The sequence below is a fragment of the Cerasibacillus sp. JNUCC 74 genome (assembly GCF_053667775.1).
Window position 1 is genome coordinate 4167623 of sequence record NZ_CM132207.1, and the last position, 26641, is coordinate 4194263.

Here is a 26641-nt window from a genome sequence, read left to right on the forward strand (position 1 = left end):
CCTTCTTTTCCTTCTCAAACTTAATACAATGCCTCGTATAAGCGTAAAACAAACTCTTCTTCTAAATAAGGCTCTGTTCCTTTCTTCGTAACATGCTCGACTCTTAATGTACACGTCTCACCAATTTTATAATGTTTTTCAATCAAACTAAATTCAACTTGTCTATTTCGGTCTTTATTTTCTCCTTTTAAATCAAATACGAGTTCCACTTCATTGGAAATACGTTCATCGCCTTGATAGAACGCTGCACGTACTTTACGTGAGGTATATTCATCGGACACACTCTGCTCTTGATAAAATGAAATCGGCACACGGTAGTTTGTAATTACTTTTTGTACCATCGCAACTGCAATATCAACAGGCTGCGCTTTTTCAATACGGCGATAGTCGATTAATGGTACAACAGCTTCTTGTGGTAATGCACCGCCATGAATGAATTGTAGACCGCCACCTGTTTTAAATCGGTTCAACCCTTTTGCTAAAACGACTTCAACATTTTTTAATGGGGTTTGTTCTTCCTTTAACTTTATTGCCCCTTCAGGAACCGATAGTTGGTTTCCAATTGCAAATCTACGATTACCGTCCATCACTTGACCTTCCACAGCTGGAATCTTCCCATATTCTTCAATTTGTTTAAATTGAAATAAAAAGCCATGATCTGCTGTTATAAAAATCCGTTTTGCTTGTAGTCGTGATAACCGATCAACGGCATAGCTTAAATCTTGAATGGCCTGGTGAACCGCTTCATAGGTTTCTCGTTCTGACTTCGCTGAATCTCCTAATGCATCTATATGGTCATGGTATAAATAAACTAACCGTTTTCCTCTTAATACCTGTTCAGCTTCAGTCGTTTTCATATCGAGTAATGCTTTTAATTTAAGTACTTCGGTTTGTGGTTCAACAGATTGTAAGATTTTACGTCGGTTATCCAAACCCTTTGTTGATTGACCGTCTGCATAAATTACTTTATTCTCATCCACGGTTAGTTCTCGATGTAGCAAAAGAGATGCCATCCCTAATTGTGTGTATGTTGGATAACTGGCAGCCATCGGTTGGATCGTGGATGTTCCATTTTCCCTTTCTTCTAATTGGGTATGTAGTTCATGGGCTGCTTCGTATCTTAAAGCATCGGAAATAATAACAAATACCCTAGTTTGTTCTTTTTCCAATATAGGACGTATGTTCTGTGCAAAAAATCTTCTTTGTGGCATCAATGTTGATATATAACCTTCCGTTAGCTTATAGTTTATCTCTTCTGATATACGACGTAAGAACTTATTTTCGTACCAATTTGTTAATCGACTTGTAATCTCTTCTAACATTTCCTTTGATTCTAGTTTAGTAAAATCATACATAAAATGACGATATGCTTGATCAACTTCAAATACGTATGCTGCGTAACTTTCGTATAAATCATCTTCCTGATACATACGTTTAATGGTTAATTTCAACTGCTCCAGCCGTATTGCTTGATATAAGGTGTTATATATGGCATTTAATTGTCCTTTCGATCCCCAATGGGTTTGTAACCGTTGTTCAATTAAAGATAATCGCTCACTTACATGAATGGTTTGATGAAGAAGTTCATCGATACATTTTTCAATAATCAATGCATCGACAATAGGGAAAGTATCTACCATTGTGAAATGATCTAACTCTTGTTGTGAAAGGACTTCTCTTAATCGATTTACTCTTTCCCATTCTTTAATGCGCTCTTCTAATACTTCTTTGTCATTACGTTGTAGCCATTCTTCAATAAATAATGCACAGACGTTAGGTGAGGATGAGGCCCACTTATTCTCCCATTCATCAACAGAAAACTTCGCGTTTCGCTTAAAATGTTGATAGATTAAGACATTCATTAATTCGACTAATGGTTCTTCCGCCTGTTCTAAGGATATACCGAAATATCTACCAATCATTTCAAATGCTCGTTCTAATGAAAAATTACGCTTTAATTGTTTCATTAAGTCATTTTCTTGTATGTGTAATTCTTGTAAAAGAAGTTGGCGTGTAATTAACCGAATATCTGGTACAGGCGCTTTGGTTAACACCGCCATCATACTCAATTCAAATTGGTTTTGGTCAGCTTTTTGAGGTAACACTTTTGCCAATCTTCTTTTCCGTTCTTTACTTCCAAAGAACAAAGGATATTGTTCCATCATTGGACGTAAGACATGATCTGACACTTGTAAGGTTTCGGATAACAAAGCAGTTTCATCTGCTTTAAATTCAGCACTGTATAACAAGATATCCAACAACATATTATCTGCATCTTCCGGTCTTGGCCCATCGGTATAGATTAAAAATGATTGATTTGGTTTCTCTAGTTCTATTTCAACTTTTAATTGGAAAAAATTACGCTCATTTACATACCTTACTTCTACCTCTTCTAATTGTTCTTTAAGTTCTTCCACATCCACTTGAGCTTGTGCATCATACCAAAATACAATAGCACGCCCTTTTGTTTCTTTCTCTTGCTGTATTTTTTCTTGTAATTTCTCTATTACATTCATAACTTCCACCTCGTTATGTAAAGAGAAAGAGGGGAATTCCCTCTTTCTGTTATTTAATCTTTGTTAGAACTTTATCGAATTTGGCATAGTTGACTTTCACACCGTCATCTAAATCAATGTCAATTTGTTCATTTGCATATACTGCTAAATGCTTATCAAATTCTTGGAGTTCTTCTATCTTCTTCTGGTAAGCTATTTTAGCTTTTTCAAGGTTACGTCTATCTGTAGCAGATAGACTTGTATTTGCTAACCGTGTATCAATCATCTCAATCTCATTTTGATATTTCGATTGAATCTCTTGTAAATGATCAAAACGAATCGTTGCCATCGTATCAGGCTGATAACGATGCAAATAAATAAGTGTTCGCAATCCTTTTTGTTTCCCGGAATCAACTAACCAATAAATTGGTCGTTTTTGATACGTTTTGCAATGGTCTTTGAAAAATTCATCTAAGAAGTAACGCCGTAACCGTTCTTCTGGAGATTCATTCTTTTTCATCTTTAATGATTCAGCTAACCAGCGCATGTTTTCGTCTACCGTATCTGGACTAAAGGCAACCGATAAAAACTCTCTTAAGCGGACAATGATATCATTTTCAAAATAGTGGTCGTCTGTTAATAGAATAAGACCATTTGGGTTTGGTTTAAAAGTCTTGTATTTTGATTCATCAAAATCTCCACCAGCATAAGCTAGTCCCTCAATATCTAAGGAATAACGGCCCATTAAGCAACCAACGAAATAGGATAAAAAGTTCTTCGTATCTTTTTCGCTATCAGCTATATATATATTTATCTTTTCTTCGTTAATGCTTGGATTAAGCTCATCCCCAAGATTATATAAATTTATGAGTTTTGTATTAATTTGTTCCTCGTTTTCCTTTATTAAAGTAAATCTTTCTTTCGTTACATTTTTCCATTTCATAAATATATCTTTTAATAGATACGATTTACCATCTAACTGTAAAAATGGATGCTTTTTAAAATTCCAGGAGGTTTCAAAAGAATCCCAATCTAATTTTGAAACACCTATTAATTTTTCTACATAGTCATTGATATTATTTTCACTTTTAATAAAAGGTAATGATTTTATAGTTCCTGACTCATAATTAATTGTTGAACTTAATAATTTTATTATATGACTAGCCACTTTAGAATTTAAAAAAGCTAAATATTCATAGACACTACTTTCACTTTTGCTAAATAAAGAGATTCCAGCTACATCAAATAACGTTCCTTTAGGAGTGTATCGAACTGAAAAATCACCAGATGATACTTTAGACCAAGAAATCCCTTCTTCAAAATAATAATCTTTATTTCTTAAAAAACATTTACCTTTATTTTTTATATCTTCCCCATTATTTTTCCAATTCACGACGTATTCTAAATTTCCATACCATTTCCTATAGGATCCACCTTTAATATAAGGGAACCATTTGGCACCTGAAATTATTGCATCATCTGCACTTGTAGAACTAACATTCATTTTAGTCCGATCTATTTCAAACCATAATCTTAAGAACTTATCATTTTCACCTGTAGTCATCCCATTACCACCAGCAAGATGATCTCCTAAAACCTCATTTTCCTTAAATAATTTTAATACATTCTTGCTAGCCCAATATGATATCTGTGAACCTGGTAGTTTTTTAAAATCTTCACTTGAAACGTATGTAAATCTATTTTTTGTAACTGGAAATTCAAAAGGCTCATTGTCTTTAAGGTCATCATATTTTATATATTGAAAAACTCCCTTATATTCTTTTATTTTCTTTCTAAAAATGGTTGCAGCCGTACCAAAAGCGATTCCCATAACCATGTTATCCATATGCACCATACTAAGAATCGAATACTGGTTAAGTATACGGTCCCTGAACTTTTCAAATGATGACAAAAACATCCATGACTGCATAGTCACATTGGCAATTATTCCATTTTCTTTTGTTAAACTTCCCATTCTTTCCATCATAGCCGAAAATGTATCAAACTTACTAATAGGATAATTAATTTTTAAGAATTCACTTAATTTACTGTTGATATTTCTTGCTCCCATATATGGTGGATTTGTTACTGTAATATCATATTTTGAATTTAAAATTTGTACTTGCTTTAGTATTTCTTCAATTTCATCCAACTGATCAAATAAATAATAATTCTCGATACCTAATTGTAAATCGTCACATTCTTTAATGTTTTTTATTCTATTTAGATACTTTTCGCAATCTATATCTATACTTTTAATAAGTGAGCCATAATTCTTAGCATCATGAAAAATTTCTAATAAGTTTTTTAATTCATTTTCTTCTACTTCATTACTGCTAATCAATTTTACTAGACCTATTTTATCTAGATTATTCGTTTCCTTTATTTCATAAATGTTTGGCACTACTTGATTTTTAAAAATTCTCCGTGACTTCTCTCTTGCCTTCATAATCAAGGCAAATGATGCTAGTTGTGTAGCTCTTTGATCAATATCTAAACCATATAAATTTTTATTTAAAATTAATTGCGGAATTTCATTACTCGGATATCCCTCTTCTTTATACATCTCATACAGTAAATCAAAAGCATATAGGAGAATATGTCCTGATCCAACACAAGGATCAAGGATTGTTAACTCTTCTAAATTAACTTCTTTATATTCAAGTTCCACTAATTCTTTCATTGTTATATTTTCTTGATTAGCTGGATTAACAAAGTATTTCATCATACTTTTTACATCTGAATCTGGATTTGCCTCAAGCCATACCTTTCCTAAAGAGTTATCCACCATATATTTAACAACCCACTTTGGAGTAAATAGTTGAGTTGCTGCGGGAATTTCATTTTTTTGGACTCGTTTATTTCGCTTTAAATTCTCATAAACCTTATCTTTTACTTCCGAATTATAATATTGATATATCCAACCAATTACTTCTACTTCTCTAAAGCTTTCAACTAATTCTGTATTATTAATCAATTTAGAAATAATAAACTCACTATCTAATAAGTAGTCTGGAAGAAGTAATTCCGAATAATCTTTTATCTTTTCAAATAATATTGGGAAAGAATTGCTTAAACTATTACATTGAGCAACAAATAATTGCCTATATGCCTGTTCATGTTCTCCCTTCTTAAGGAATTCATGGATATCTTGATAATTTACATCCAAATTCATCGTTTCATATTGAAGCAAGATATCTGGTTCGTTCTTGCCAGAGCTACTGGATAGTACATTGACACGGTCAGGCAAGTAATTATTCACTTCCATATAACGAATAGCTATAATCCGGTTAAACCACGTATAAGCTACTTCTTCAATTAATTGTTCATAACCAACCGTATTTAAACGGTTTTGTAGTGTCCGTAAGGCGTGCTTTAGATCTAGAGGAAATGTCTTGCCGTTGACAATTAATTGTCCGTAATTCTCTTCAATTGTTAGCTCAGGATTTTCTTTCGTAATCCCATATTGTTCTGCCTTCAAGGCCACTTTTTCAAGCAAATCACGTCTCGCTTCTACAGCAAAATTTTTTAACTCTGTTTTATTCATTTATTTCACCCCTACTATGTAGAGGAGCAGATAATATACCTGCTCCTGAATTTAAGATTTCACAAAGTAATGCGTCTGCAATTCCTTTAATAATTCTCGTTTTAGCGAATCAATTGCTCGTTCCAAGTCTTCTTCCGTTTCAATTGTATCTACACGACTGAAAAACTTATCATACAGGTCTTTACCTGTAATTGGTTTTGGTTCTCTTTCTACCGTATCTGTTTCTTCTCTTATTTCTTTCAACATTTGTCGTGCTTTTGATTTTGTCGAGTCAACCAGTTCACCAAGCTGTTGTTGATTAATACGAGCGCTTGAAATGCGTTCACTGTTCTTTATCTTTTCATATAGTTGAGTTGCACGGTCTATTCTCGACTGAATATAAGCTGTAATTGTCTCATATTGGGAGTATTGTTCATATAAATCTTTTAATTGCCCCATTGATTTATCAGATTGAACCAAAACAGCTTGTTTTTGTTTGTCTGTTTCTTCTTGGATGATGTTCTTTAAATCATCGGTTAGCTTTGGTAATTGACTAATATCTTTCGATGGTTCTTCTTGCAATAAAATTTGTTTCATTCGTTGAGCAATATCTTCCAGTTCTTCATTATGAATAATTTCTAAGTCCTGTTGATGATTTTTTAGAACTTGAACTGCTTCATCAAACTTTACAATTGGATTTCCTTCATAGAATCCTTGAAGCATTTCGATGATATCAAACCATTCCTCCATATCATCTTCATATTGAATGAAGGTGCGACAGAATTGTTCTGGGTCACGTATCGATAACAATTTTTGTGTATCTGTTACGACTCGTCGAATATGACTCTCGCCAGGATATGGATAGTCACTCGTAGGATCTTGTTGACGTCTTCTTTCACGAATCTTCTCAATCGGCTCAACAAACTCCTCATGTACTTTTTCACGGATGATTTCTTCATACGCATCGTACGTATCGAAAATCTGTGTTAACGAGAAGAAATCACGCACTAGTACAATAAGTTCCTGTTTAACTTGGCCATCCATCTCAACAATTGGCATTACGACAATCCGATCACGTTCAGATATCCTTTCCAATCTATCGTAGAACCTTTCTGAATTCGGATTAAATGGTTCACCTGCATAAGTAAATCGGACTTTTCCTGCATTCATCAGGCCTAACAAGATACCAATTGTGTCTTGTTCTTCCCATCCATAAGGCACTGCTTCATATTTTTGTACAATCTCTTTTAATGTTCGTTGATCATGATAACGTTCCAGTTCTTCGATAAAGACTTTTACTTCATCGACTGCATTTTTATTTACATCACTGAAAAGGTTTTGTTGTCCTAAATTTTCCGCAACCTGTTGCCATTCTTGTTTACTATTTCTAAAAGAGATTGGTTCTTCTATATAATGAAATTTTGTAAATGTATTTCGAATGAGCATATCCATTGCTTGATTCACTTTATGTTCAAAATCTCCATTAAAGTCTCGGCGCTGACTATGGATATAGAATTCCGCATTTTCACATGCTTTAGCTAACAATTCTTCTGCTTTTTGAGAATACTCATCCACTTCTGCTAGTTTTGCTTCAAAAATCCGTTTCTGCTGTTGCGTTGTAGTACTCGATTGTTTTCGACGAACATAACTGTCAACTTGCTGGATATATGCTAATGCTTTTTCTGCTTCTGCCACGTATTCTTTATCTAATAAAATAATCAGATGACCAGAATTCGCTTGCAGTGCTGCCTCCGAATCCGTCATTCCTTCTGTATACACTTGCATTGTTAATTCATGATTCATTTGACCCTTCACATAATTATCGAAGCGTTTATTATAATCAAAGTGTTTGGTTAGTTCATTATGTTTGTATTCGTATTTCGGATGACGATACATCACATTGAAAAACAGATTTGCTAACCGCTCTTTAACTGCAGCTGAATTATAATCTTCCGCACGTATTTCACGATTAATTTCTTGTTCTTCATCGGATAAGAAAGAATAGGTTCCATCAGCATGTTGCTCAATGAACATCGCAGTTTGCAGACGGTTTAATGATTCTTTGATCTTATACTCTAAAGGCTGACGTTCGTCATATACCGTCTCCACCATCAAGGTAGCAATATTACTTGGAGTGGATTTGATTGCATCTATTCCTTTTATTAAATAGAGAACTTGTAATACTTGTACATCATATTCTGTTAATCCCTCGTCATTTCTGGCACGGTCTGCTGCTCTTGCAATCGTGCTTGTAATGGATGATTCTAAATAATCTCGAATTGATGGATAAAATTCAGCCATGGTGACCATATTGTCTACATTTTCACTCGCATTTAGTTGAGCTGCTTCTTGGAAAGCTTTTAGTAATGACCGTTCACCACGTGATGTATGTTGTCCTCCCTCACCCAGGTTACGAATCTTTGTGAAAATCATTTGTAATAATTCAATTTGATAAGGAACAAATGGATAAAAGGAAACAAATTCATCGATGCTACGATAACCTGAACGGAGTTGAGTGTTTTTTGGATCAAAAGCTAATCGATTTTGAATTAGTTTTCCTTCTTGGTCATGTATGGTTTTTAGTGTATCTTCTCCAACTTCTGTTTTCTCTAAGAGACGCTTTTTAATCACCTCATCGGTATTCGCACTTGATAGGTTAATTTTTGTTTCAAAGCGACCTTGAATTTTCGAAAAGTCCTTTGTACTATCTAAGTCTGATACAGTTGCTTCTAGCTTTTCTTGTGATGTAACAATAACCCAAGCTTGTCCTTGACACAAATCACCCAATTTTTCTGTAATCGTTTGTAGGTTTAGCATTAAGCTCGTATTATTACCGATATATTGTCCAATTTCATCCGCTAGGAACACAATGCGATAATCTGGGCCTTGTTTTTTACAATAATCGGCAACTAGTTCCGCTACACGTTGTGCATCAATCGAAAACCATTCTCTACTTACATCAAAAAAAGTTTCAGCTGTATCCCGATCGTATCCTACTGTTTCTAATGCTTGAATTACCTTCTTTTTACGTAGTAATATTTTTAATCGGAATTCTTCCCACGGTTTACCATTTTGGTCAAAAATCGCTTGTTTAAATTCCTCATACTTTCCATCTTCATCTAATTGGCGTTCCATTTCTGCAACCCAAAGTGTATCAGAATACCCTAAATGGTTATTAAACACTCTTAGAAACACCTCAATGATACGTTCTTTTTCAGCATCTTTTGACGAAGAGGTGGAACGCGAATCAATATTAAATAGTAATGCATCTGTTTTTTTCTCAGATACCTTTTTCATCATGTTAAGTAATTCTTGATTATTGGTCTTGTCTTCAAAATATTCGGCAGGAGTTTTTCCGGCAATGGATTGATTATGTAATAAATAAGATAGAATCTTTAGGAAGTGAGATTTACCAGATCCAAAGAAACCTGAAATCCAAACACCTACTTTTGTTGAAGGCTGGTCATATACTGCTAAATAATTTCGATAGAATCGTTCTAAGTAATGTTCACTTTCTTCTGTCAGTACATATTCATCTAATTCTGTTTTTACTACCTCTTCGTCCACTTGCTCTGCTTGAACAACATTGTTAATTGGACGAAAAATATCTTTTTTAAATAGTTCTTTAATTTGCATCCCTTTCCCCCCTTAGGAAATACGTGATAATTGATAGTCGTCTTCATAGTCTAAAATGCCAAATAGTTTTAGCCTCAGCCCTGTAAATTCACCTGGATAAAACAATATAATTGGCTTTTTATAGCCTTTACTGGAAACAATTTTTAGTAATTGACTTGAGCGTAGAAACGGGTGAGCGGTACCAACACCTGTAATAAAAATTAAATCTGCCTCCTCCGTTTTTTCTTTAAACTGTTGGAACATAATATTACCCTCATTTAAAATCGGGTCGATGACATCTATTAATCCACGCATCCCTTCACTTTCTGTTAACTCATATAGTTCTTCTAGTTCATCTTCGTCAAAGAATGAAAGTAAGAATTCAAACAGATTTACTTCCTTTATCTTAAGGGGCATGCGTTTCAACATATTTTTTACATAAACACGCACTTGCAGCTCATCTTTCGCTGGATAATCCAATACAAAATGAGGGATATCGCTCCCAATCCCTTTTGGTTGGGTAAATCCGTCTTGGTTAATTCGCTTTTCCATTTGTTCTAATCGTTCATATGTAGACTTCATGACTCATTCACCTTTTCTAAAACTGAAAAAGAATACAACAATGGCATATTCTTTTCAGCATAAGTTTTTAAATCTCGGCTTATATGTATCGGGTTAATGGTGTATTTTGTCTGGTCAATTTGTTCAATCATTTTTGCCTCTTTAAAAAATAACATTAAGGTACTAATTAGACGTTTAATCGTCTCAGGTCTCCATCCATTAACTCGTTCGCTTACACTTGCTTTACCTTCAAAGAAATAATGAAAATCATTACGATACAGTGATTCCTGTTGTTCATACTTATAAACAATAACTTCTATATAAAACTCTAATGGTATTCGATAAACTTGAAGAAAGGTATACAACGTTAATGCCTTTCGATCATAATCATTCGCTCGTAAAAAGTGCTGTTTCATTTCATCGTCTAAGGAAGCTGCACGATTATATACCATGTTAAATCTATTTTTTATACTCAAAGGACTTCTTAATTGAAATAAATTATTCTCCGTCACTTCTTCTAAAATCTCTTTCTTATTTTTCCCTTGCAGAATAAGATCGATTACTACCGCAATGTCATTCTCTGACCATTTTTCTTTCGTGAATCCTGCTGAATATTCCATTTATTCTATCCCTCCTCTCTATTGTGTTTTATTTATTTGGTTGATTACTTTATCAACTACTTCAAGTCTTCGTTTTCCACATTGTTGACGAATTATCGTGGTATAACTCCCATTCTTCATAAGTTTATTCGTATTATTTATGTACAATTTTTGAATCAAATCCATCATTGCTACTTCATCAATTTCATCTTCCCAATATTTATCGATAACTTGGTTAATAGACGCTGCAAGATCACGTTGTGTTCGTTGAAATATTTTTATTTCCATTTAAGAGTCACCTACTCTTACTTTTTTTATACTTTATCTTTATTTTTATTCTACCACGAAAGTACCATAATAGAATAATAAAATTGAGCCGCTACCAGAGGTAACGGCCCATTATTAATTGACAGACTTATTCATCTTCAAAAAATAATTTAGCAACTTTATCATTCTCTTGTTTGGATAGGGTGCTACGTACAGATTCTTCAGGCATGGGAATTGGAAAAGTCATTTTTTCCACCCGACTCTTTATACGACCGCTTGGGTATTTTCGGTCTAACTCTGTAATTGGCATATTTGAAGTTATAATGGTTGGTTTATTATCCATCATTCGTTCATCTAAAATCTGAGTTAAGATTTCTTCCACCCAATCCGTAGTTTTTTCCACACCTAAATCATCCATAACTAAGATATCTGCTTCAGTTAAAGATCGAATGATATCGTATGAATTTACCTCTTTTTGATGAAAAGTATTCTTCAATTCACTTAATATATTTACCACTGAAATATAAAGTGGATTTATTTGATATTTCATCATTAGTTCATAGATGATAATGATAGATAATAGTGTTTTTCCTGTACCTTTTGTCTTGCTATAAATGTAGAGACCCTTTCCCATATCATTCATTGTTTCAAAAGATTTGATAAATCCAGATGCTACCTTTTGCGCATATTTTGCATGCTTTATAGCATCTTTACTTTGATAATGGTTAACGTTAAAATCTTCTAAGCTCTTATGATGATATTCTTTCGGAATTCTAGCAGTTTTAATAGAATTTAGTAATTGTCTTTGCTCTCTACACTTGCAAAATGTCATCGCTTCTGTCCCATCTTCTCTGCGATAATGAATCATACCACTTCCATCACACTCATTATAAATACACTTATTTGACGGCTTAGTGATTTTCCCTGGCTTTTTCAACGACAAATCACCCATATCGTTCGAAATATTCATCTTCGACATAATCTCCTGTATTCTGTTCATTGTTAACAACCTCCTGAAAAAAATAGTTTTTATGCGCTTGATCAAAAATATAGTTTGTTACATATCGAAAAGAACGAATTTGATCGTTTTTGTGTTGTGGCTTAAACTGGCGAAAACAATCCTCAATCCATTTCAGAACTAGGTTAGTGTTCCATTGCTCTTTGACTACTTCTAAAATAGCTTTATAGTCATTAGATGATATTTTGGACTTTCCACTAAGCTTCAAATAAAGTTCACATATTTTATTAAATTGTTTAGAATCATTGGATTTCATATCATCATCAATTGACAATGAAGATGATATTTCTGATAAATTATTTGTATTAGTATCTGTAGTAATCTCTGGTATTGCAGTAATACCTGTGCGTTTCGAAAACTCATTATAATTATTCAACTGTTCAGTATTTGTTTCTCGAGCATCAAAATCTGCGCTTCCAGTTAACAAATTTTCATCTTCGAAACGGTATCCAATCTTTTTTAAATCTGATGTCACTTTTACTAGATTTACGCGATATTGAAATGTTTTATCCCATCTATAGATAGGATTGCTTCTTTTATTTAGATATCCCTTTTTTACCAGTTGATTTATGTGCTTCCGCACTGTATTTACAGATACGCTAAGCATCACTTCTTCTTTTAACTCTTCTGCCTTCTTATAAATCCATCCATATTTTAGGGAAACATCACCTTCCTTACTGCCATTTTCTAACCTTGTTTTTTCTTCTAGTAAATATTTACTTACATCCTTGGTACGTTCACTCCAGTAAATAAACTGATTTAGTATGATTGCTTCTTCTGTGCTGCCTGTTAATTTGACGTACTCCTCTTTAATTACAGCTCTTTTTAGTTTCTTTTTAATTTCTATCACCTTCCTCTCCGTTTTAATTGAATAATTTTTAGTCCTGTTGCTTTATCAACGATAAAGCCTAAATATTATAAAGTGGTGTTTTTCATATTTTAATAGGTTAGATAAAATTTTTTTATAAATTTAAAAAGATCACTACTGAAGCCCAGTAATACCTTTTAAATGAACGTTATTTAAGTTTGTCAAAAAGATAATAGTCTCTTTTTTCATTTGATCTGTGATTTGATTAGATTGATATATAACTTTAAAAATCCTAAATATAAACATGACTCTAAATTGACCGTTTATGACTATTATCTACCCGGTTATAGACAAAGTGTATATTTCTTACATGAGTATCGCTATAATAGTTTCATTAGATTAAAGGAAGGTCCGTAATCGTATATTTAAAATCTAAATCAACTGAAACATCACATCAGACAATGATTAAATACAACTTCGTATTTCATGAGTTATGGGACAAATGGTATAGAAATGGAAATAACAAAAATTTTTCTTTACATAATACTGCAGAAATGCCCAAAATATAGAAGTATATATGAAAAGAATATAAAAGGAGATTTTATTAGTGAGAGCATTTGATAGAACGGGCTTTTTTATCCACCAGACAACAAAGGTAAGAATACGTAAGTTCTTAGACAAAGGAATAGAGGTATATACCTATTCGAAAGATGGTAAATTAGGTTTCATACCATATTGTAACTTAGTAACCAATATAGATAATCTTTATGAAGGAAAATCACTTTATGTCCACTTTCTTGGATATAAAAAACCCCATCTCTTTTTTACCGAAGAGGGAACAGTATTATTTCCTGATCTTCCGTAACAGGAATATTAATTAAAGACCAAAATACTACAATTATTCAAAGCTTGAGGAGTTTGAACATACCTCAAGCTTTTTTGTGTAATTAAAAACTGTAAATGATATAGCTACTCTAAATGATCGATATAAAATTTCAAGTTGCAAAAAAAAAGTTTTTATTTCCTCTTAAAATATCATTTTTTCGCGGTTATCATATTTCAGCAAATGACTAGCCGGCTGTTATTTGTGTGTTTAATCCACAAATAGATAAGGGGAGAGTTCATTCATTATGATAAAAAACGAAATTTTAGATTTTGATAAGCATTACAAACTTAAACTCGCAACAAATAAAGAGTTAACAAAAATAAAAGGCTATGACTTTCTAAACTTCCTAACAGACTTAATGATTAAATACTCGGATACTTTTATTACTGAATTGGAGGATGAAAGATGATAACTAAATATACAAGAGCATACGCCTATGTTCGTATTAGCACAAATAAACAACTAGATAACACATCTATTGAACAACAAATTGAAGCAATAGAAAAGTATTGTAAGGAAAATAATATTATTCTTGTAAAAACATATGTAGAGGAACCAGCATCCGGGGAGAGTTTTTCAAATAGACCTGAGTTTAAAGAGATGTTTTATAATGTTTTCCAAGAGGAGAATAATATTGATTCCGTCATCGTATTTAAACAAGACCGCATATCACGCAATTCTTTAGATTCTCAATATATCTTTAACCGTTTAAAAAAGGCTAACAAGAACCTAATTTCAATAGCTGATAATATCGACACAAACGATCCTAACTCAAAGCTTATTTATCAGATATTAGGTATTATTGCAGAAGTCGAAAAAGATCTAATCGCTTTTCGTACATCACTAGGTATGGAAAAAACCTTTGAAAATGGAGACTTCAACGGTGGAAGGGTATTTGGATATAATTTAGTAAATAAGAAATTAGTTATTAACGAAGATGAAGCAAGAGTAGTGAAATACATTTTTGATTGTTACTCTAACAAAATGTGGGGTTATCGAAAAATAGCTAGTAGTTTAAATATGCAAGGTATCAAAACCAAAAAGGATAATTATTGGTCTATTACTGCTGTTAGAACTATTCTCAATAATAAAATCTACAATGGTTATGTTAAATGGAAAGGTAAATATAAAAAAGGGAATCATTATCCTATTATTAGTGAAGAGCTTTGGGAAAAAACCCAAAAGCTTTTATCACTACGTAGTTATACCCAAGAAAAAAAACACAACGGCTCTTTTCCGTTATCAGGTCTATTAAAATGTCCTACTTGCGGAGGAGCGATGGTACAAGGAAATGCAAACAAAAAATACAAATATTACGTGTGTAGCCGTTTTAAAAACAGTGGCTCTAAAGCATGTAAGTCGAATCTTGTAAAAAAGGAGTATGCAGAGCAAGAGGTTTTATCACAGGTTATGAATTACCTTAACGATTTAAACCTCTCTGTACCATTACAAACAGTTGTTATGGATAACCTAAAAAGTGAACTTGAACCAATTGAAGAGGAACTTAAATTACTAGAAAAAAATTTAAGAGAACTAAAAAGAGAGAAGCAGGATCTCATACAACTTTATACGAAGAAAATAATCGACATTGATACACTTAGTGATGAAATGAAAAGAGTTCAGAATCAAGAAAGTGAACATAAGGAATTTAAAATACTACTAACAAATCAGATAGAATTAAAGAATAACAATGACTTATTACCAGTAATTAACCGCATTGCTAATGATTTTAATTCATTTTTTAACTTATTAGACGACTTTGATAAGAAAGAATTACTTCGGTTGCTTATCAAAGAAATTCAAGTAAATACTGGAGAAAAGCCTAAAGATCGAACCATCAAAAAAATAGTCTACGAGTTTGATCAGAAGTTATTTAAAGAGATAAATAATGAACTTGTTTGACAACTTGCTGGCATTTTACTGTAGATTTGAACAATTTTTAGTAGGAAGCTCAATTAGCAGTCTATTTTCTAGCAAATAGACTGCTAAAATTATAATCTTATTATTTTCCCTCTTCTACAAATGTAGTAGTCAATAGAAACTCTGACTTTAAAGCAGGTTTAATATCATTTAATATGACTAAATCTATCGGCTTCTGAAAGTGATCTTCTAGGCTTATTTTTAAGTCCATGTAATTATCAAAAGATAAATCCGAGTCGTTAAATTCTACTATTACATCAATATCACTGGATTCTTTTTGTTCATCGCGGCTGTAAGAACCAAACAAACCAACTCGCTTAACACCGTGTTTATCTCTCCAAGTATTTAGGTTTTTTGATAATTCATCAAGGATTGCTTGTTTCGATAACATATTATCATCACCATTTTCCGACATTGGTTTTTTATTTTCGTTATAATTCCGAACCCATTAACAAATGATATAAGTCCTAATAATACTCTACCATTAATTACACATTCTACTGAACCGCAACCAGCCAAATTACTATTAAATTGCTGTTATTCCTGTAAAGGGTGAGATAGTTTAAGTGTATTAATTAAAGCTCCTATAAATAAGGAGCTTTATCCTGCACAACAAGATAATTTTGATACATCCTTATCAAATGTAAGGGCAGCTAATTTTATTCCCTCTGCCGATGTTAAATATGGAGCAAAGCTTTCTTTTAAATCCTCTACGGTTAAGCCAAATTTAACGGCTAATGTCGCTGCATAAATCACATCTCCTGCATTTTCAGCTACGATATGAACCCCTAATACTTTTAACGTTTTTGCATCAGCTACAAGTTTAAATACACCTGTTGTTTCCCTATTTACTATCGCTCTTGGGACTGCATCTAACGGTAATACTGATGTTTTTACTTCATAGCCTTTTTCTTTTGCTTGTTCTTCCGTTAAACCAACTGTTGCAATCGATGGATTTGTAAATATAACGCTTGGAACAACGGATAAATCTATTTTTTTATTTAATCCACCATCTGCATTATCTGCAACAACTCCACCTTCATAGGCTGCTACATACACAAATTGCGGTCCTAATGTCACATCTCCTGCTGCATAAATCTTTTCATTACTTGTTTGAGCAAATTCATTTATCAGTATTTCCTTTTGTTTTCCAACATCAACACCTGCAGCACGTAAATTTAAAGAATCCGTATTTGGTTTTCTTCCTGTTGCAATAAGTAACTGCTCTGATTCAACGACTTTTTTCTTACTGTTTACAGTTAGATAAACCTTTTTTATCTCCCCATCTTGTTCGACACACTCATATGTTGCTCCTTTGATAAGGTGTATACCCTGTTCGATTAACATTTTTTCTACTGTTTCAGAAATTTCCGGGTCATACTCTTTTAATAATCGCTCACTTCTTTGTATAAGTGTTACTTCTGAACCTAAATGATGGAAGAGTTGCCCAAGCTCAATCCCAATATATCCTGAACCTATCACCGTTAAACGTTTTGGAACTTTCTTTAATTCAAATAGCGTTGTACTTGTTAAATAATCAACTTTATTAAGTCCAGAAATCGATGGGATAGAAGGAGAGGCCCCTGTTGCAATTAAAAAGCGTTTTGCAGAAAGTTTTGTTCCATTTACCTCAATTGTATTTTCATCAACAAAGCTTGCTTCTCCCTCAATTAAATCAAATCCATATTCGTCTATTAAATCGACATATTTTTGATTCCGAAGTTCACTCACTAATTCGTTCTTTTGCTTGATTAAAGGAGCCAATTCCACTTCTCCAGCAGATGTTTGTAAACCTATAAACGGATTTATCTTAGCTAAATGATTGATTTCCCCTGCTCTAAGAAGGGTCTTGGATGGAACACAGCCAATATTCACACAGGTCCCTCCAATCGTTCCACGCTCAATCATTCCAACTTTTGCACCGTATTCAATAGCTTTAATTGCAGCAGAAAAAGCTGCACCACCAGAACCAATAATAAGAAGATCATAATTACCTTTAGTACCTAACACCACATTTTCTTGTTGTAGTAACTCTTCAATTTCTCCAGTTTGATAATTTGCTTCGTTAATTGCCCTTTTTGCACTTTCAACCTCTATACCATTAGGCAATTCAAATACTACTTCACCGCGACGGAAATTTGCTTCAGTATTTTTAGCACCTATACTTTCAAGTGCTGACTCTACGTGTTTTTCACAGCCTGTACAAGTCATTCCTTCAATATTTACCTTATATTTATTCATAATAAAGCTCCTTTCATTAATCTCTCATGTTAAAGTTTCTATTATTGGACACGCATGTAATTGCTTTTCATCAGGACATCGTTGTTTCAAGTCACCTAACATAGTTTCAATTCGTTTTAAATCCTCTATTTGCTTTTGAACTTCCTCTTGTTTTCTAGAAACAAATTCAAACATATCTTGGCAACGGACTTCATCTTTATCTACAACTCCAAGTAACTTGTAGATTTCACCTAAAGAAAAACCAAGCTCTTGTATTCGCTTGATGAATCCTACACGCTTAACGTCATAATCTGAATATAAACGATAACCAGTTTTTGTTCGGGAAGGTTCCTTTAGTAAATTTTTTCGTTCGTAATATCTAATCGTCTCTTTGTTAACTCCACATTTATCTGCAAACTCACCAATGCGATAAATCACTATTTTCACCTCAATAAAATTATAAACCATGTACTACAGTACATGGTCAAGTAGATATATATTATTAAAATTTCCCTACTAAAGTATTCTCCTTCAATGAAAAGTGGTTTTTTATTATAAAATTGCCCCCACTAGTAAATGGTTAAGATAAATTTAAAAAGGTTGGAAGTTCTCCCTACCTTTTATTTCACTTATCAGTCGTTTTATGATTATTGTTTTCCCTTTTTAAAACTCTGATAATTCTTATTCCCACCAGACAGGTTAAATACCTCTTTAAAACTCATATTAATTAATACATTCTGAGCCGCATTACCAGTAACACCCTTTTGTTCAAGGGAATAAACAGCTGATGCAACTCTAGTTAAATCTGGATCGACACTCGGTCCACAAACACCTGTAGAACAACATTTTGCTGGGTCAAACATTTCTACCTTTTTCATCATGAACAACTTCTTTATTGATGTATAGTTATATACTTATATAGAAACCGAAAAGATAAGGCTTGCGTATCAACATGCCTCATCATTCCCTATTATTCACCTGTTTCAGCAAATCGCTTAATCCGTTCTCCTATTTCATCCCGAACGCGCTGAAACACTTTCCAAACTTCTTCTTCCGTACCTTCTGCTTTGGCTGGATCGTCAAAGCCCCAATGTTCACGTTTTACGTGAGGTGGTGTCACTGGACAGCGGTCTTTGGCATCTCCACATAACGTTACCGCCAATGTTGCGGTATTCAAAAATTCTACGTCAATTTTCTCTGATTTTTGGTTAGAAATGTCAATTTTAACTTCATTCATTGCTTTTACCGCATTTGGGTTTAGTCCATGTGCCTCAATCCCTGCACTTCTAACTTCCCATTCATCTCCGAGATATTTTTTCGCCCATCCCTCTGCCATTTGACTACGGCATGAGTTCCCTGTACATAAGAAATAAATTGTTTTTTTAGCCATAATTCATTCTCCTTTTTAAAATAGTAGAAGTGTTAGATAAAGACCTACTAAAGTAATAAAAAGTATTGGGATAGTTAAAACAATCCCGGTTTTAAAATAGGTTCCCCATGAAATTTTAATTCCTTTTTGGGAAAGTACATGGAGCCACACTAAGGTTGCTAGTGAACCAATTGGCGTAATTTTTGGTCCTAAATCCGAACCAACTACGTTAGCATAAACAAGCGCTTCTCTTAATACACCAGAAGTATTCGTTTCAGCAATGGCTAATGCATCAATCATTACGGTTGGCATATTATTCATAATCGATGACAGGAAAGCAGCTATAAAACCCATTCCAACTGTAGCAACGAATAATCCTTGTTCAGCCACAGTTTGAAGAACACTTGCGAGCGCAGAGGTCAGCCCGGCATTTCCCAATCCATATACGACGACATACATTCCAATTGAAAAAATAACGATATTCCACGGAGCGCCTTTAATAACTTTTTTCGTATTAACAGCGGCACTACGTCTGGCCATTATGATAAAGAATATAGCTATGGCCCCAGCAATAATAGATACTGGTAAATTTATGAATTCGCTACTAAAATAGCCAATTACTAATAATCCGAGAACATACCAAGAAAGGCGAAACATCTTTATATCGTTTATTGCTTCTTTCGGTTCCCTAAGTTTCGATAAATCATAATTCTTAGGGATACTTTTTCTAAAGTAGATTAGTAATACCGAAATGGTTGCAATTAGTGAAAATAAGTTCGGAATAATCATCCGCGAAGCATATTCAACAAATCCAATGCCAAAGAAGTCTGCAGAAACGATATTTACTAAGTTACTTACAATAAATGGTAATGAAGTTGTATCCGCAATAAATCCACTTGCCATAATGAAAGGGAATATCATTTTTTCTTTAAAATTCAAATTTCGCACCATTGCAAGAACAATCGGTGTTAGGATAAGTGCCGCTCCGTCATTCGCAAATAATGCTGCAACAACTGCACCTAAAATACTAATGTAAACAAACATTTTTATTCCATGACCTTTTGCTACCCGTGCCATGTGCAGTGCTGCCCATTCGAATAATCCAATCTCATCTAGTATTAAAGAAATAAGGATAATTGCGACAAAGGATAGCGTTGCATTCCATGTGATGTCAATTACTTCAAGAACATCACTGAATCCTACTACCCCTACTAATAAGGCAATTACAGCTCCACCCATTGCGGACCAGCCAATGTTTAAGCCCTTTGGCTGCCATATTACTAGTACTAGGGTTGCAATAAAAATTAATATTGCGAGTATAAGCGTTGTAGACAAAATAATACCTCCAATTTAACAACAAGAAATTCGTGTACCATTTTCTTCAAGTTCTTTTAATTTGTAATCTTGATTAGGTAATTGATCAAGAATAGGTTTAATAAATGAATAATATTCATTTTCCTTATCTACGGAGTAAAATATCCATTGCCCTTTTCTTTCTTCCTTAACCAATCCTAAGTCTTTCAACTTACGTAAATGCTGACTAATCGATGGCTGACTGACTTGAAATATTTCAACAAATTCACAGACACAACAAGCTTGATTATCAATTAATTTCATAATCGTTAATCTTGTTTTATCACCCAATAATTTTAAAATAACTGCAGCCTTTTCCATTTCAATGGTTGTTTGCAGCACATCATCTCCTCCTTATAATTTCATTACAACATTAGTATATAACTATTTGCTTATATATACAATAAAATATTTCATTAAAATGTGACATTTAAAATGATGTTTTATTCAACAACCTGTATCAATAATACATAAAGCACGTTTAGCAATAATGCATGTATAATTATTGATGTCTATTTTACTTTATGTATTAAAGTTACAAACCAATAATATTTCTCAGTTACTAAAAAACTTAAAGTCGTTACTCTGTGGTAAAATGGCGTGAATAACAGTTATCTTGTCGTTGGGGTGATTATGAAATGGGTTTATTCGAAAAGATGTATACATTTATTATTTTCTTAGCAGTAATCATAGGCATAAGTCTAGGACAATTAGAACCAATAAGAACGAGTGCAGAGAGTTTTATTGTACCGTTATTAATATCAATGCTTTATATTACCTTCTTACAAATTCCTTTTGAAGAAATAAGAAAGTCTTTTAAAAACTTAAAGTTCACATCTACTACAGTCATCATGAATTTTCTTTGGACACCTCTTTTAGCGTGGCTATTAGCTTTACTATTTTTAGGTGATAACCCTGCATTATATATTGGTTTTATCATGTTAATGGTTACTCCTTGTACTGATTGGTACATAATCTTTACAGGTTTAGCAAAGGGAAATGTTGCTTTATCAACTGCTATTTTGCCTTTAAATTTACTATTACAGGTTTTCTTACTACCCGTTTATCTTCTAATTTTCGGTGGAACTACAGGATTTATTGAACTTTCCTTTTTGGTTGAAAGTATACTGATTGTATTATTCATCCCATTAGCTTTATCAGTCTTAACAAAAGCATTATTGAAAAGTAAACAACAGTTCGCTAAAAATCTATTATCGAAATTAAGTGCGCTACCAATTATTTCTCTAAGCCTTGCAATCGTTGCAATGTTTGCTTCTCAAGGACAATTACTACTTGATAACCTAAATTTATTGTGGAAGTTAACAATCCCTATTCTTCTATATTTTGTAATAAACTTTATCGTTGGCCGGAAAATTGGGCAGCTTCTGAAATTCTCGCAATCTGATAAAGTCAGTTTGAATATGACCACTTTAGCTAGAAATTCACCTATAGCTTTAGCAATTGCTATGACAGCATTTCCGGATCAACCTTTAATTGCTTTAACATTAGTTATAGGTCCATTATTGGAATTACCTATACTTGCTATTATCACTCAGATTTTATTGTTTATCTCTAAAGGTAAGACCACATAAGAGAAAAAAAGAACACATCAAATTTTAGCTTATGATGCGTTCTTTCTATTCTATCCTGTGTCTCCATATTAAATAAATTGGTTTACATCTTCTTTAAAGATTCTCCCTTTAATTATCGGATATATTTTAAAGAAGTGAAAATAAGTCGTTGAATGTACCATTAACTGTTCAACACATTAAAATCTGTTACAACAGGAATCCCTTTTGTTAATGCACCAGTTTTGTCAAAAGCAATCGCTTTTAAGGCACCCATTTCTCCTAGATAAATTCCGCCTTTGATAAGCACACCTTTTTTAGCTGCATTTCCAATTGCTGAAACAATTGAAATAACTAATGCACAAGGACAACCAACGACAAGAACAGCTTGCCCTTGATAAGCCCAAGTTCCCCAGCTCCCACCAAATAATAATAAGTGTATAATATTTTGCAAATTTATCTACAAACGCTTGAGATGGTGTGCGTTCATCTTGTGTTTCTTCTACAAGGTGAATAATTTTGGAGTTTGTTGTATTTCTAACTAGCTCTGTTACTTAAATTCTTTTTGTATTCTTTCTTTTATTCTCTACTCTCTCCTTCTAGGTCAACTTTGTAGTTCTCCTTCCCTTTTCATTAAAATTTCAGAAGTGCATTAATCTTGGTGATTATTCCATAGTAGTAGCAACGAATGTTTATTGTGTCAGATAGAGTTATACAACTTACCTATATATATGTAAATAATAGCAAGTACCTCTCCCAATTCAACTACTAAAAAAGAACCTACCCGATTTGGATAAGTCCCTAATTTAATAATTATTCTACTGATGACAATTCACTTTCCGTTACCCACTTGTGGTTTTTTACTTCATCTCCTGTATCAGTTGTTACAAAATCAACCATATATACCGTTGTTTCTTCGGCAGAATCAATAACTGCATCAGCCCCGTTCATTCCTTCCATATGATCCGTATTTAAGGTCACCTCAGTACCCGGTTCAAATGGTTCTTCCCCGGCTCCTTCAATCTCCTCGTGGATGACCCATTTGTGATTTTCTACCGGTTCCCCACTGGTTGTAGGCGTGTAGGAAACAGTATATACCGTGGTATCATATGCTCCAACGATTGTTGCCTCTGCACCTTTCATTCCCGGCATATGATCAGATTCAATTATAGCTTGGCTGCCAACCTCATAAGTTGGGTTATCCGATTTTTGTAAGCCTTCTGGGACTTCGCCAGTGCTAGAATGGTTCATACCAGAATGATCCATGCCTTCCATATCTTCGTTGGTATCAGATTCTTCCATATCCATTTCATTATTATTGGATTTCATGTCCATATTTTCTTCAGTACCTGATTCGGTTTCTGTATTTTCTTCTTCATTTGCACCTGTACATGCAGATAAGAAAAGCACTGTGAATATAGTTAATATCCCTATTAAAAATTTTCTACTTTTCATTCAAACATTCCCTCCTAATTGAATTGCGCTTGCGTATATTCTAACCATCAAACTTGCAGATTATATGCAGATTTTTAGATACTATGAATCATTTTGATTCTAAGATAAACCATTCACAATTTATCCTAATTTTGATAACAAACATTATCAAAATGCTCTTTATATGCTATATTTTACCTGAATATCGATATTTTCATTTAGAACACAACCTACACTTTGAAAATTTAGTTATTCAAGTAGCTTTAACCTAATAGGCAATTATCGTGTGTTAAGTACTAGACCATTTTATTCATGTTGCATGAAAAAAGCTGATTTTCCAAATTGAAAATCAGCTTTTTACAATATTTTATTAAGCTCCCACATCGTAGCCTTGTTCTTCAATAGCTTCTTTCATGGCATCAACATTTACTTTCGATTCATCAAAAGTAACATCTACTTTGCCAGCTTCTAAATTAACTTCAGCAGAGGATACACCATCTAATTTTTTCAATGCACCTTCAACTGACATTTTGCAATGACCACAAGTCATACCTTGTACATCTATTGATTTATTTTCCATACTGTTTTCACCTCCTTTAAAGGATGTTTTTATAACTTCACTCGTTTTAGACGGAGTGAGTTAGTAACTACACTTACAGAACTTAATGCCATTGCTGCACCAGCAATCCAAGGCGCAAGTAATCCAATAGCCGCAACTGGTATTCCAGCCGTATTGTAGCCGAAAGCCCAGAATAGATTTTGACGGATATTTCGAATGGTTGCATGACTGATTTTAATTGCCTTCGGTATAAGCAATAGCTCACCGCCAAGAATCGTTACGTCAGCAGCTTCAATAGCCACTTCTGTACCAGTCCCAATGGCAATACCAATATCCGCTATAACAAGTGCAGGTGCATCATTCACACCATCTCCAACCATTGCAACTTTCTTACCTTGTTCTTGGATCTCTTTTACTTTAGCTGCTTTTTCTTCAGGTAATACTTCAGCGATTACCTGATCAATTCCAACTTGTTTTGCTATTGCTTTGGCTGTTCGTTCATTATCACCTGTTAGCATAAACACTTCTATTCCTAAATCTTTCAATTGCTTAATAGCTTCTGGAGCCGTTTCTTTTATAGTATCTGCAACAGCAACTGTTCCCCGGTACTCACCATCAATAGCAATCAACATCGCTGTCTTACCATCTGTTTCATAATTTATTAATTTTTCTTCATAACCTGTTGTATCAATTTGATGATCATTCATTAACTTTCTATTACCAACAAGAATGTTTTTTCCAGAAATTGTTGCTTCAATACCATGACCGGGTATCGCTGAGAAATGATCTACATCCAAGAAGTCGATGCTATTCTCTGTAGCGTATGCCACAATAGCTTCTGCAAGTGGATGTTCGGATCCTTTTTCTGCACTAGCCAATAATTGTAATGTTTCTTCGTCACCTGAAAAATCTGTTACTTCCGGCTTTCCTTTTGTGATTGTACCAGTCTTATCAAGCACAATTGCTTCTAATTTATGTGTCCCTTCCAGATGTTCTCCACCTTTAAATAAAATTCCACTTTCTGCTGCTTTTCCTGTTCCAACCATAATTGATGTTGGTGTTGCAAGTCCTAAAGCACATGGACAGGCAATAACAAGTACAGCAATTGCTGCAACCAAAGCAGGTTCTAAATGACCCGGTTGTACTAAAGTAATCCATATAATAAAAGTAAGGATAGCAATACCGACCACTATCGGAACGAAATAACCTGAAATAACATCTGCTAATCGTTGAATTGGAGCCTTTGAACCTTGGGCTTCCTCCACGACCTTGACAATAGATGCAAGGGCCGTATCTTTGCCTACTTTTGTTGCTTCCATTTCAATGGAGCCATTTTTATTAATAGTAGATCCAATTAATTTTGCTCCTGAATCCTTTTCAATTGGAATTGATTCTCCTGTAAGCATGGATTCATCAACCGATGTTCTTCCTTTTACAACCATACCATCAACAGGTATCTTTTCTCCCGGCTTGACAATTAAGTGATCCCCAACGACAACTTCTTCTACAGGAATCATTAATTCTTTACCATCTCTAATTACACGAGCTTCTTTTGCTTGTAAATTAAGCAATTTTGATAAAGCATTTGTTGTTTGACTTTTGGCTCTCGTTTCTAAATATTTACCAAACAAAATTAACGTAATCAAAACGGCACTCGTTTCAAAGTATAGATGTGGCATATATTCTGGATTGCCAATAGTCTTGAATGCTTCGTATAAGCTAAAGAAATAAGCCGCACTTGTACCTAATGCAACAAGTACATCCATGTTTGCTCCACCATTACGTAGGTTCTTATATGCTCCTTCATAAAATTGCCATCCGATGATAAATTGAACGGGTGTTGCTAAAGCAAATTGGAACCAAGGATTCATGAATATATCTGGTATACTCATTCCTAATAAATGAACAAGCATCGTTAATAATAATGGTGCAGATAGGACAGCAGAAATAATTAATTTCTTCTTCATATTTTTTAATTCTTTTTCTTTATATGTTTGTTTGTCTTCGGCTTTTGCCTTTGGTTTTGCATCATAACCAATATTTTTAATTTTATCAATTAGGTCTTTTACATCAACGATTCCGGGATTATATTCAATAGCCGCACTTTCTGTCGTTAAGTTTACAGTTGCAAGTTTCACTCCTTCTTGTTTATTTAATACCTTTTCAATACGGTTAGAGCAAGCTGCACAAGTCATCCGAAAGACATCTAGTTCTGTTTTCTCCGTTAGAACACCGTAACCAACATTCTCTATTTTTTCCGATATATCCTCAATAGAGGTTTTTTCTGGATCATAATCTATCGTTGCCTTTTCTGTTGTTAAATTAACTTGGGCCTTGACCCCATCCATTTTATTCAAAACCTTTTCAACACGATTAGAACAAGCTGCACAGGTCATCCCTGTTACACCAAGTGTAGTATGATTTGTTTCACTCATAACAATTC

The 26641-nt window shown here is 33.6% G+C and carries 21 protein-coding genes and 1 pseudogene; 3 read left to right on the plus strand and 19 right to left on the minus strand.

Annotated features, from left to right (window positions below; genetic code table 11):
* Nucleotides 1-20 precede the first annotated feature (20 nt).
* The 8 genes from pglZ to JNUCC74_RS18395 all read right to left on the minus strand — a co-directional run bounded on the left by pglZ (nucleotide 21) and on the right by JNUCC74_RS18395 (nucleotide 12931).
* Entirely contained in the window at nucleotides 21-2516 is a 2496-nt protein-coding gene (gene pglZ, locus JNUCC74_RS18360; protein WP_454066421.1) for a BREX-1 system phosphatase PglZ type A, read from the minus strand.
* A gap of 49 nt (nucleotides 2517-2565) precedes the next feature.
* Nucleotides 2566-6042 carry a BREX-1 system adenine-specific DNA-methyltransferase PglX gene (gene pglX, locus JNUCC74_RS18365; protein ID WP_454066422.1) on the minus strand — a complete coding sequence of 1159 codons (3477 nt, stop codon included), beginning with the start codon at nucleotides 6040-6042 and terminating at the stop codon, nucleotides 2566-2568.
* A gap of 51 nt (nucleotides 6043-6093) precedes the next feature.
* Nucleotides 6094-9657, minus strand: coding sequence for a BREX system P-loop protein BrxC (gene brxC / locus JNUCC74_RS18370; RefSeq protein WP_454066423.1), 3564 nt, complete (start codon nucleotides 9655-9657; stop codon nucleotides 6094-6096).
* 12 nt (nucleotides 9658-9669) lie between these two features.
* Nucleotides 9670-10218, minus strand: a complete 549-nt coding sequence (locus tag JNUCC74_RS18375; protein ID WP_454066424.1) for a BREX protein BrxB domain-containing protein — start codon at nucleotides 10216-10218, stop codon at nucleotides 9670-9672.
* Nucleotides 10215-10817: a DUF1819 family protein gene (locus tag JNUCC74_RS18380; RefSeq protein WP_258922099.1), complete on the minus strand. Its 603-nt coding sequence runs from the start codon at nucleotides 10815-10817 to the stop codon at nucleotides 10215-10217. The genes JNUCC74_RS18375 and JNUCC74_RS18380 overlap by 4 nt, the downstream gene beginning before the upstream one ends.
* A gap of 18 nt (nucleotides 10818-10835) precedes the next feature.
* Complete coding sequence (locus tag JNUCC74_RS18385; RefSeq protein WP_047184324.1) at nucleotides 10836-11084, minus strand: TIGR04540 family protein; 249 nt, start codon at nucleotides 11082-11084, stop codon at nucleotides 10836-10838.
* 127 nt (nucleotides 11085-11211) lie between these two features.
* Nucleotides 11212-12063 carry an ATP-binding protein gene (locus JNUCC74_RS18390; protein WP_100332653.1) on the minus strand — a complete coding sequence of 284 codons (852 nt, stop codon included), beginning with the start codon at nucleotides 12061-12063 and terminating at the stop codon, nucleotides 11212-11214.
* Nucleotides 12008-12931 carry a hypothetical protein gene (locus JNUCC74_RS18395; RefSeq protein ID WP_144089683.1) on the minus strand — a complete coding sequence of 308 codons (924 nt, stop codon included), beginning with the start codon at nucleotides 12929-12931 and terminating at the stop codon, nucleotides 12008-12010. The genes JNUCC74_RS18390 and JNUCC74_RS18395 overlap by 56 nt, the downstream gene beginning before the upstream one ends.
* A gap of 565 nt (nucleotides 12932-13496) precedes the next feature.
* On the opposite strand from JNUCC74_RS18395, the gene JNUCC74_RS18400 reads away from it, so the two are divergent.
* Nucleotides 13497-13754, plus strand: coding sequence for a hypothetical protein (locus JNUCC74_RS18400; protein ID WP_100332655.1), 258 nt, complete (start codon nucleotides 13497-13499; stop codon nucleotides 13752-13754).
* Between the two features lie 426 nt (nucleotides 13755-14180).
* Complete coding sequence (locus tag JNUCC74_RS18405) at nucleotides 14181-15677, plus strand: recombinase family protein (protein WP_100332656.1); 1497 nt, start codon at nucleotides 14181-14183, stop codon at nucleotides 15675-15677.
* Between the two features lie 100 nt (nucleotides 15678-15777).
* On the opposite strand, the gene JNUCC74_RS18410 is transcribed toward JNUCC74_RS18405, so the two are convergent.
* From JNUCC74_RS18410 to JNUCC74_RS18440, 7 genes are all read right to left on the minus strand, one after another.
* A complete protein-coding gene (locus tag JNUCC74_RS18410; RefSeq protein ID WP_062351127.1) occupies nucleotides 15778-16086 on the minus strand; it encodes a nucleotidyltransferase family protein in 309 nt (102 codons plus the stop codon).
* 209 nt (nucleotides 16087-16295) lie between these two features.
* Nucleotides 16296-17936 (minus strand): mercury(II) reductase, encoded by a 1641-nt coding sequence (merA, locus tag JNUCC74_RS18415; protein WP_040037805.1) that lies wholly within the window; start codon nucleotides 17934-17936, stop codon nucleotides 16296-16298.
* 24 nt (nucleotides 17937-17960) lie between these two features.
* Entirely contained in the window at nucleotides 17961-18353 is a 393-nt protein-coding gene (merR, locus tag JNUCC74_RS18420; RefSeq protein ID WP_040037804.1) for an Hg(II)-responsive transcriptional regulator, read from the minus strand.
* Between the two features lie 209 nt (nucleotides 18354-18562).
* The gene (locus JNUCC74_RS18425; RefSeq protein ID WP_438819050.1) at nucleotides 18563-18796 is read right to left on the minus strand and encodes an arsenic metallochaperone ArsD family protein; all 234 of its coding nucleotides are present in this window, start codon (nucleotides 18794-18796) and stop codon (nucleotides 18563-18565) included.
* 89 nt (nucleotides 18797-18885) lie between these two features.
* Entirely contained in the window at nucleotides 18886-19305 is a 420-nt protein-coding gene (gene arsC, locus JNUCC74_RS18430; RefSeq protein ID WP_188383796.1) for an arsenate reductase (thioredoxin), read from the minus strand.
* 15 nt (nucleotides 19306-19320) lie between these two features.
* Nucleotides 19321-20619: an arsenic transporter gene (locus tag JNUCC74_RS18435; protein WP_040037802.1), complete on the minus strand. Its 1299-nt coding sequence runs from the start codon at nucleotides 20617-20619 to the stop codon at nucleotides 19321-19323.
* Between the two features lie 15 nt (nucleotides 20620-20634).
* Entirely contained in the window at nucleotides 20635-20979 is a 345-nt protein-coding gene (locus JNUCC74_RS18440; RefSeq protein WP_087941717.1) for an ArsR/SmtB family transcription factor, read from the minus strand.
* Between the two features lie 296 nt (nucleotides 20980-21275).
* On the opposite strand from JNUCC74_RS18440, the gene JNUCC74_RS18445 reads away from it, so the two are divergent.
* Nucleotides 21276-22229, plus strand: a complete 954-nt coding sequence (locus JNUCC74_RS18445) for an arsenic resistance protein (protein WP_040037801.1) — start codon at nucleotides 21276-21278, stop codon at nucleotides 22227-22229.
* 166 nt (nucleotides 22230-22395) lie between these two features.
* Here JNUCC74_RS18445 and JNUCC74_RS18450 read toward each other — a convergent pair.
* The 4 genes and pseudogenes from JNUCC74_RS18450 to JNUCC74_RS18465 form a co-directional block, all read right to left on the minus strand.
* A pseudogene (locus JNUCC74_RS18450) lies at nucleotides 22396-22759 on the minus strand (P-type ATPase); the annotation flags it as partial.
* A 259-nt stretch (nucleotides 22760-23018) separates the two neighbouring features.
* Nucleotides 23019-23660, minus strand: coding sequence for a YdhK family protein (locus tag JNUCC74_RS18455; RefSeq protein WP_062351120.1), 642 nt, complete (start codon nucleotides 23658-23660; stop codon nucleotides 23019-23021).
* A gap of 349 nt (nucleotides 23661-24009) precedes the next feature.
* The gene (gene copZ, locus JNUCC74_RS18460; protein ID WP_062351118.1) at nucleotides 24010-24219 is read right to left on the minus strand and encodes a copper chaperone CopZ; all 210 of its coding nucleotides are present in this window, start codon (nucleotides 24217-24219) and stop codon (nucleotides 24010-24012) included.
* A 29-nt stretch (nucleotides 24220-24248) separates the two neighbouring features.
* The gene (locus tag JNUCC74_RS18465) at nucleotides 24249-26633 is read right to left on the minus strand and encodes a heavy metal translocating P-type ATPase (RefSeq protein ID WP_188383797.1); all 2385 of its coding nucleotides are present in this window, start codon (nucleotides 26631-26633) and stop codon (nucleotides 24249-24251) included.
* Between the last annotated feature and the right edge of the window lie 8 nt (nucleotides 26634-26641).

Excerpts from the sequence above, each read along its gene's own strand:
- pglZ (WP_454066421.1), bottom strand. The coding sequence starts at position 2,516 with ATGAATGTAATAGAGAAATTACAAGAAAAAATACAGCAAGAGAAAGAA.
- pglX (WP_454066422.1), bottom strand. The coding sequence starts at position 6,042 with ATGAATAAAACAGAGTTAAAAAATTTTGCTGTAGAAGCGAGACGTGAT.
- brxC (WP_454066423.1), bottom strand. The coding sequence starts at position 9,657 with ATGCAAATTAAAGAACTATTTAAAAAAGATATTTTTCGTCCAATTAAC.
- JNUCC74_RS18375 (WP_454066424.1), bottom strand. The coding sequence starts at position 10,218 with ATGAAGTCTACATATGAACGATTAGAACAAATGGAAAAGCGAATTAAC.
- JNUCC74_RS18380 (WP_258922099.1), bottom strand. The coding sequence starts at position 10,817 with ATGGAATATTCAGCAGGATTCACGAAAGAAAAATGGTCAGAGAATGAC.
- JNUCC74_RS18385 (WP_047184324.1), bottom strand. The coding sequence starts at position 11,084 with ATGGAAATAAAAATATTTCAACGAACACAACGTGATCTTGCAGCGTCT.
- JNUCC74_RS18390 (WP_100332653.1), bottom strand. The coding sequence starts at position 12,063 with ATGAACAGAATACAGGAGATTATGTCGAAGATGAATATTTCGAACGAT.
- JNUCC74_RS18405 (WP_100332656.1), top strand. The coding sequence starts at position 14,181 with ATGATAACTAAATATACAAGAGCATACGCCTATGTTCGTATTAGCACA.
- JNUCC74_RS18410 (WP_062351127.1), bottom strand. The coding sequence starts at position 16,086 with ATGTTATCGAAACAAGCAATCCTTGATGAATTATCAAAAAACCTAAAT.
- merA (WP_040037805.1), bottom strand. The coding sequence starts at position 17,936 with ATGAATAAATATAAGGTAAATATTGAAGGAATGACTTGTACAGGCTGT.
- JNUCC74_RS18425 (WP_438819050.1), bottom strand. The coding sequence starts at position 18,796 with ATGATGAAAAAGGTAGAAATGTTTGACCCAGCAAAATGTTGTTCTACA.
- arsC (WP_188383796.1), bottom strand. The coding sequence starts at position 19,305 with ATGGCTAAAAAAACAATTTATTTCTTATGTACAGGGAACTCATGCCGT.
- JNUCC74_RS18445 (WP_040037801.1), top strand. The coding sequence starts at position 21,276 with ATGGGTTTATTCGAAAAGATGTATACATTTATTATTTTCTTAGCAGTA.
- JNUCC74_RS18455 (WP_062351120.1), bottom strand. The coding sequence starts at position 23,660 with ATGAAAAGTAGAAAATTTTTAATAGGGATATTAACTATATTCACAGTG.
- copZ (WP_062351118.1), bottom strand. The coding sequence starts at position 24,219 with ATGGAAAATAAATCAATAGATGTACAAGGTATGACTTGTGGTCATTGC.
- JNUCC74_RS18465 (WP_188383797.1), bottom strand. The coding sequence starts at position 26,633 with ATGAGTGAAACAAATCATACTACACTTGGTGTAACAGGGATGACCTGT.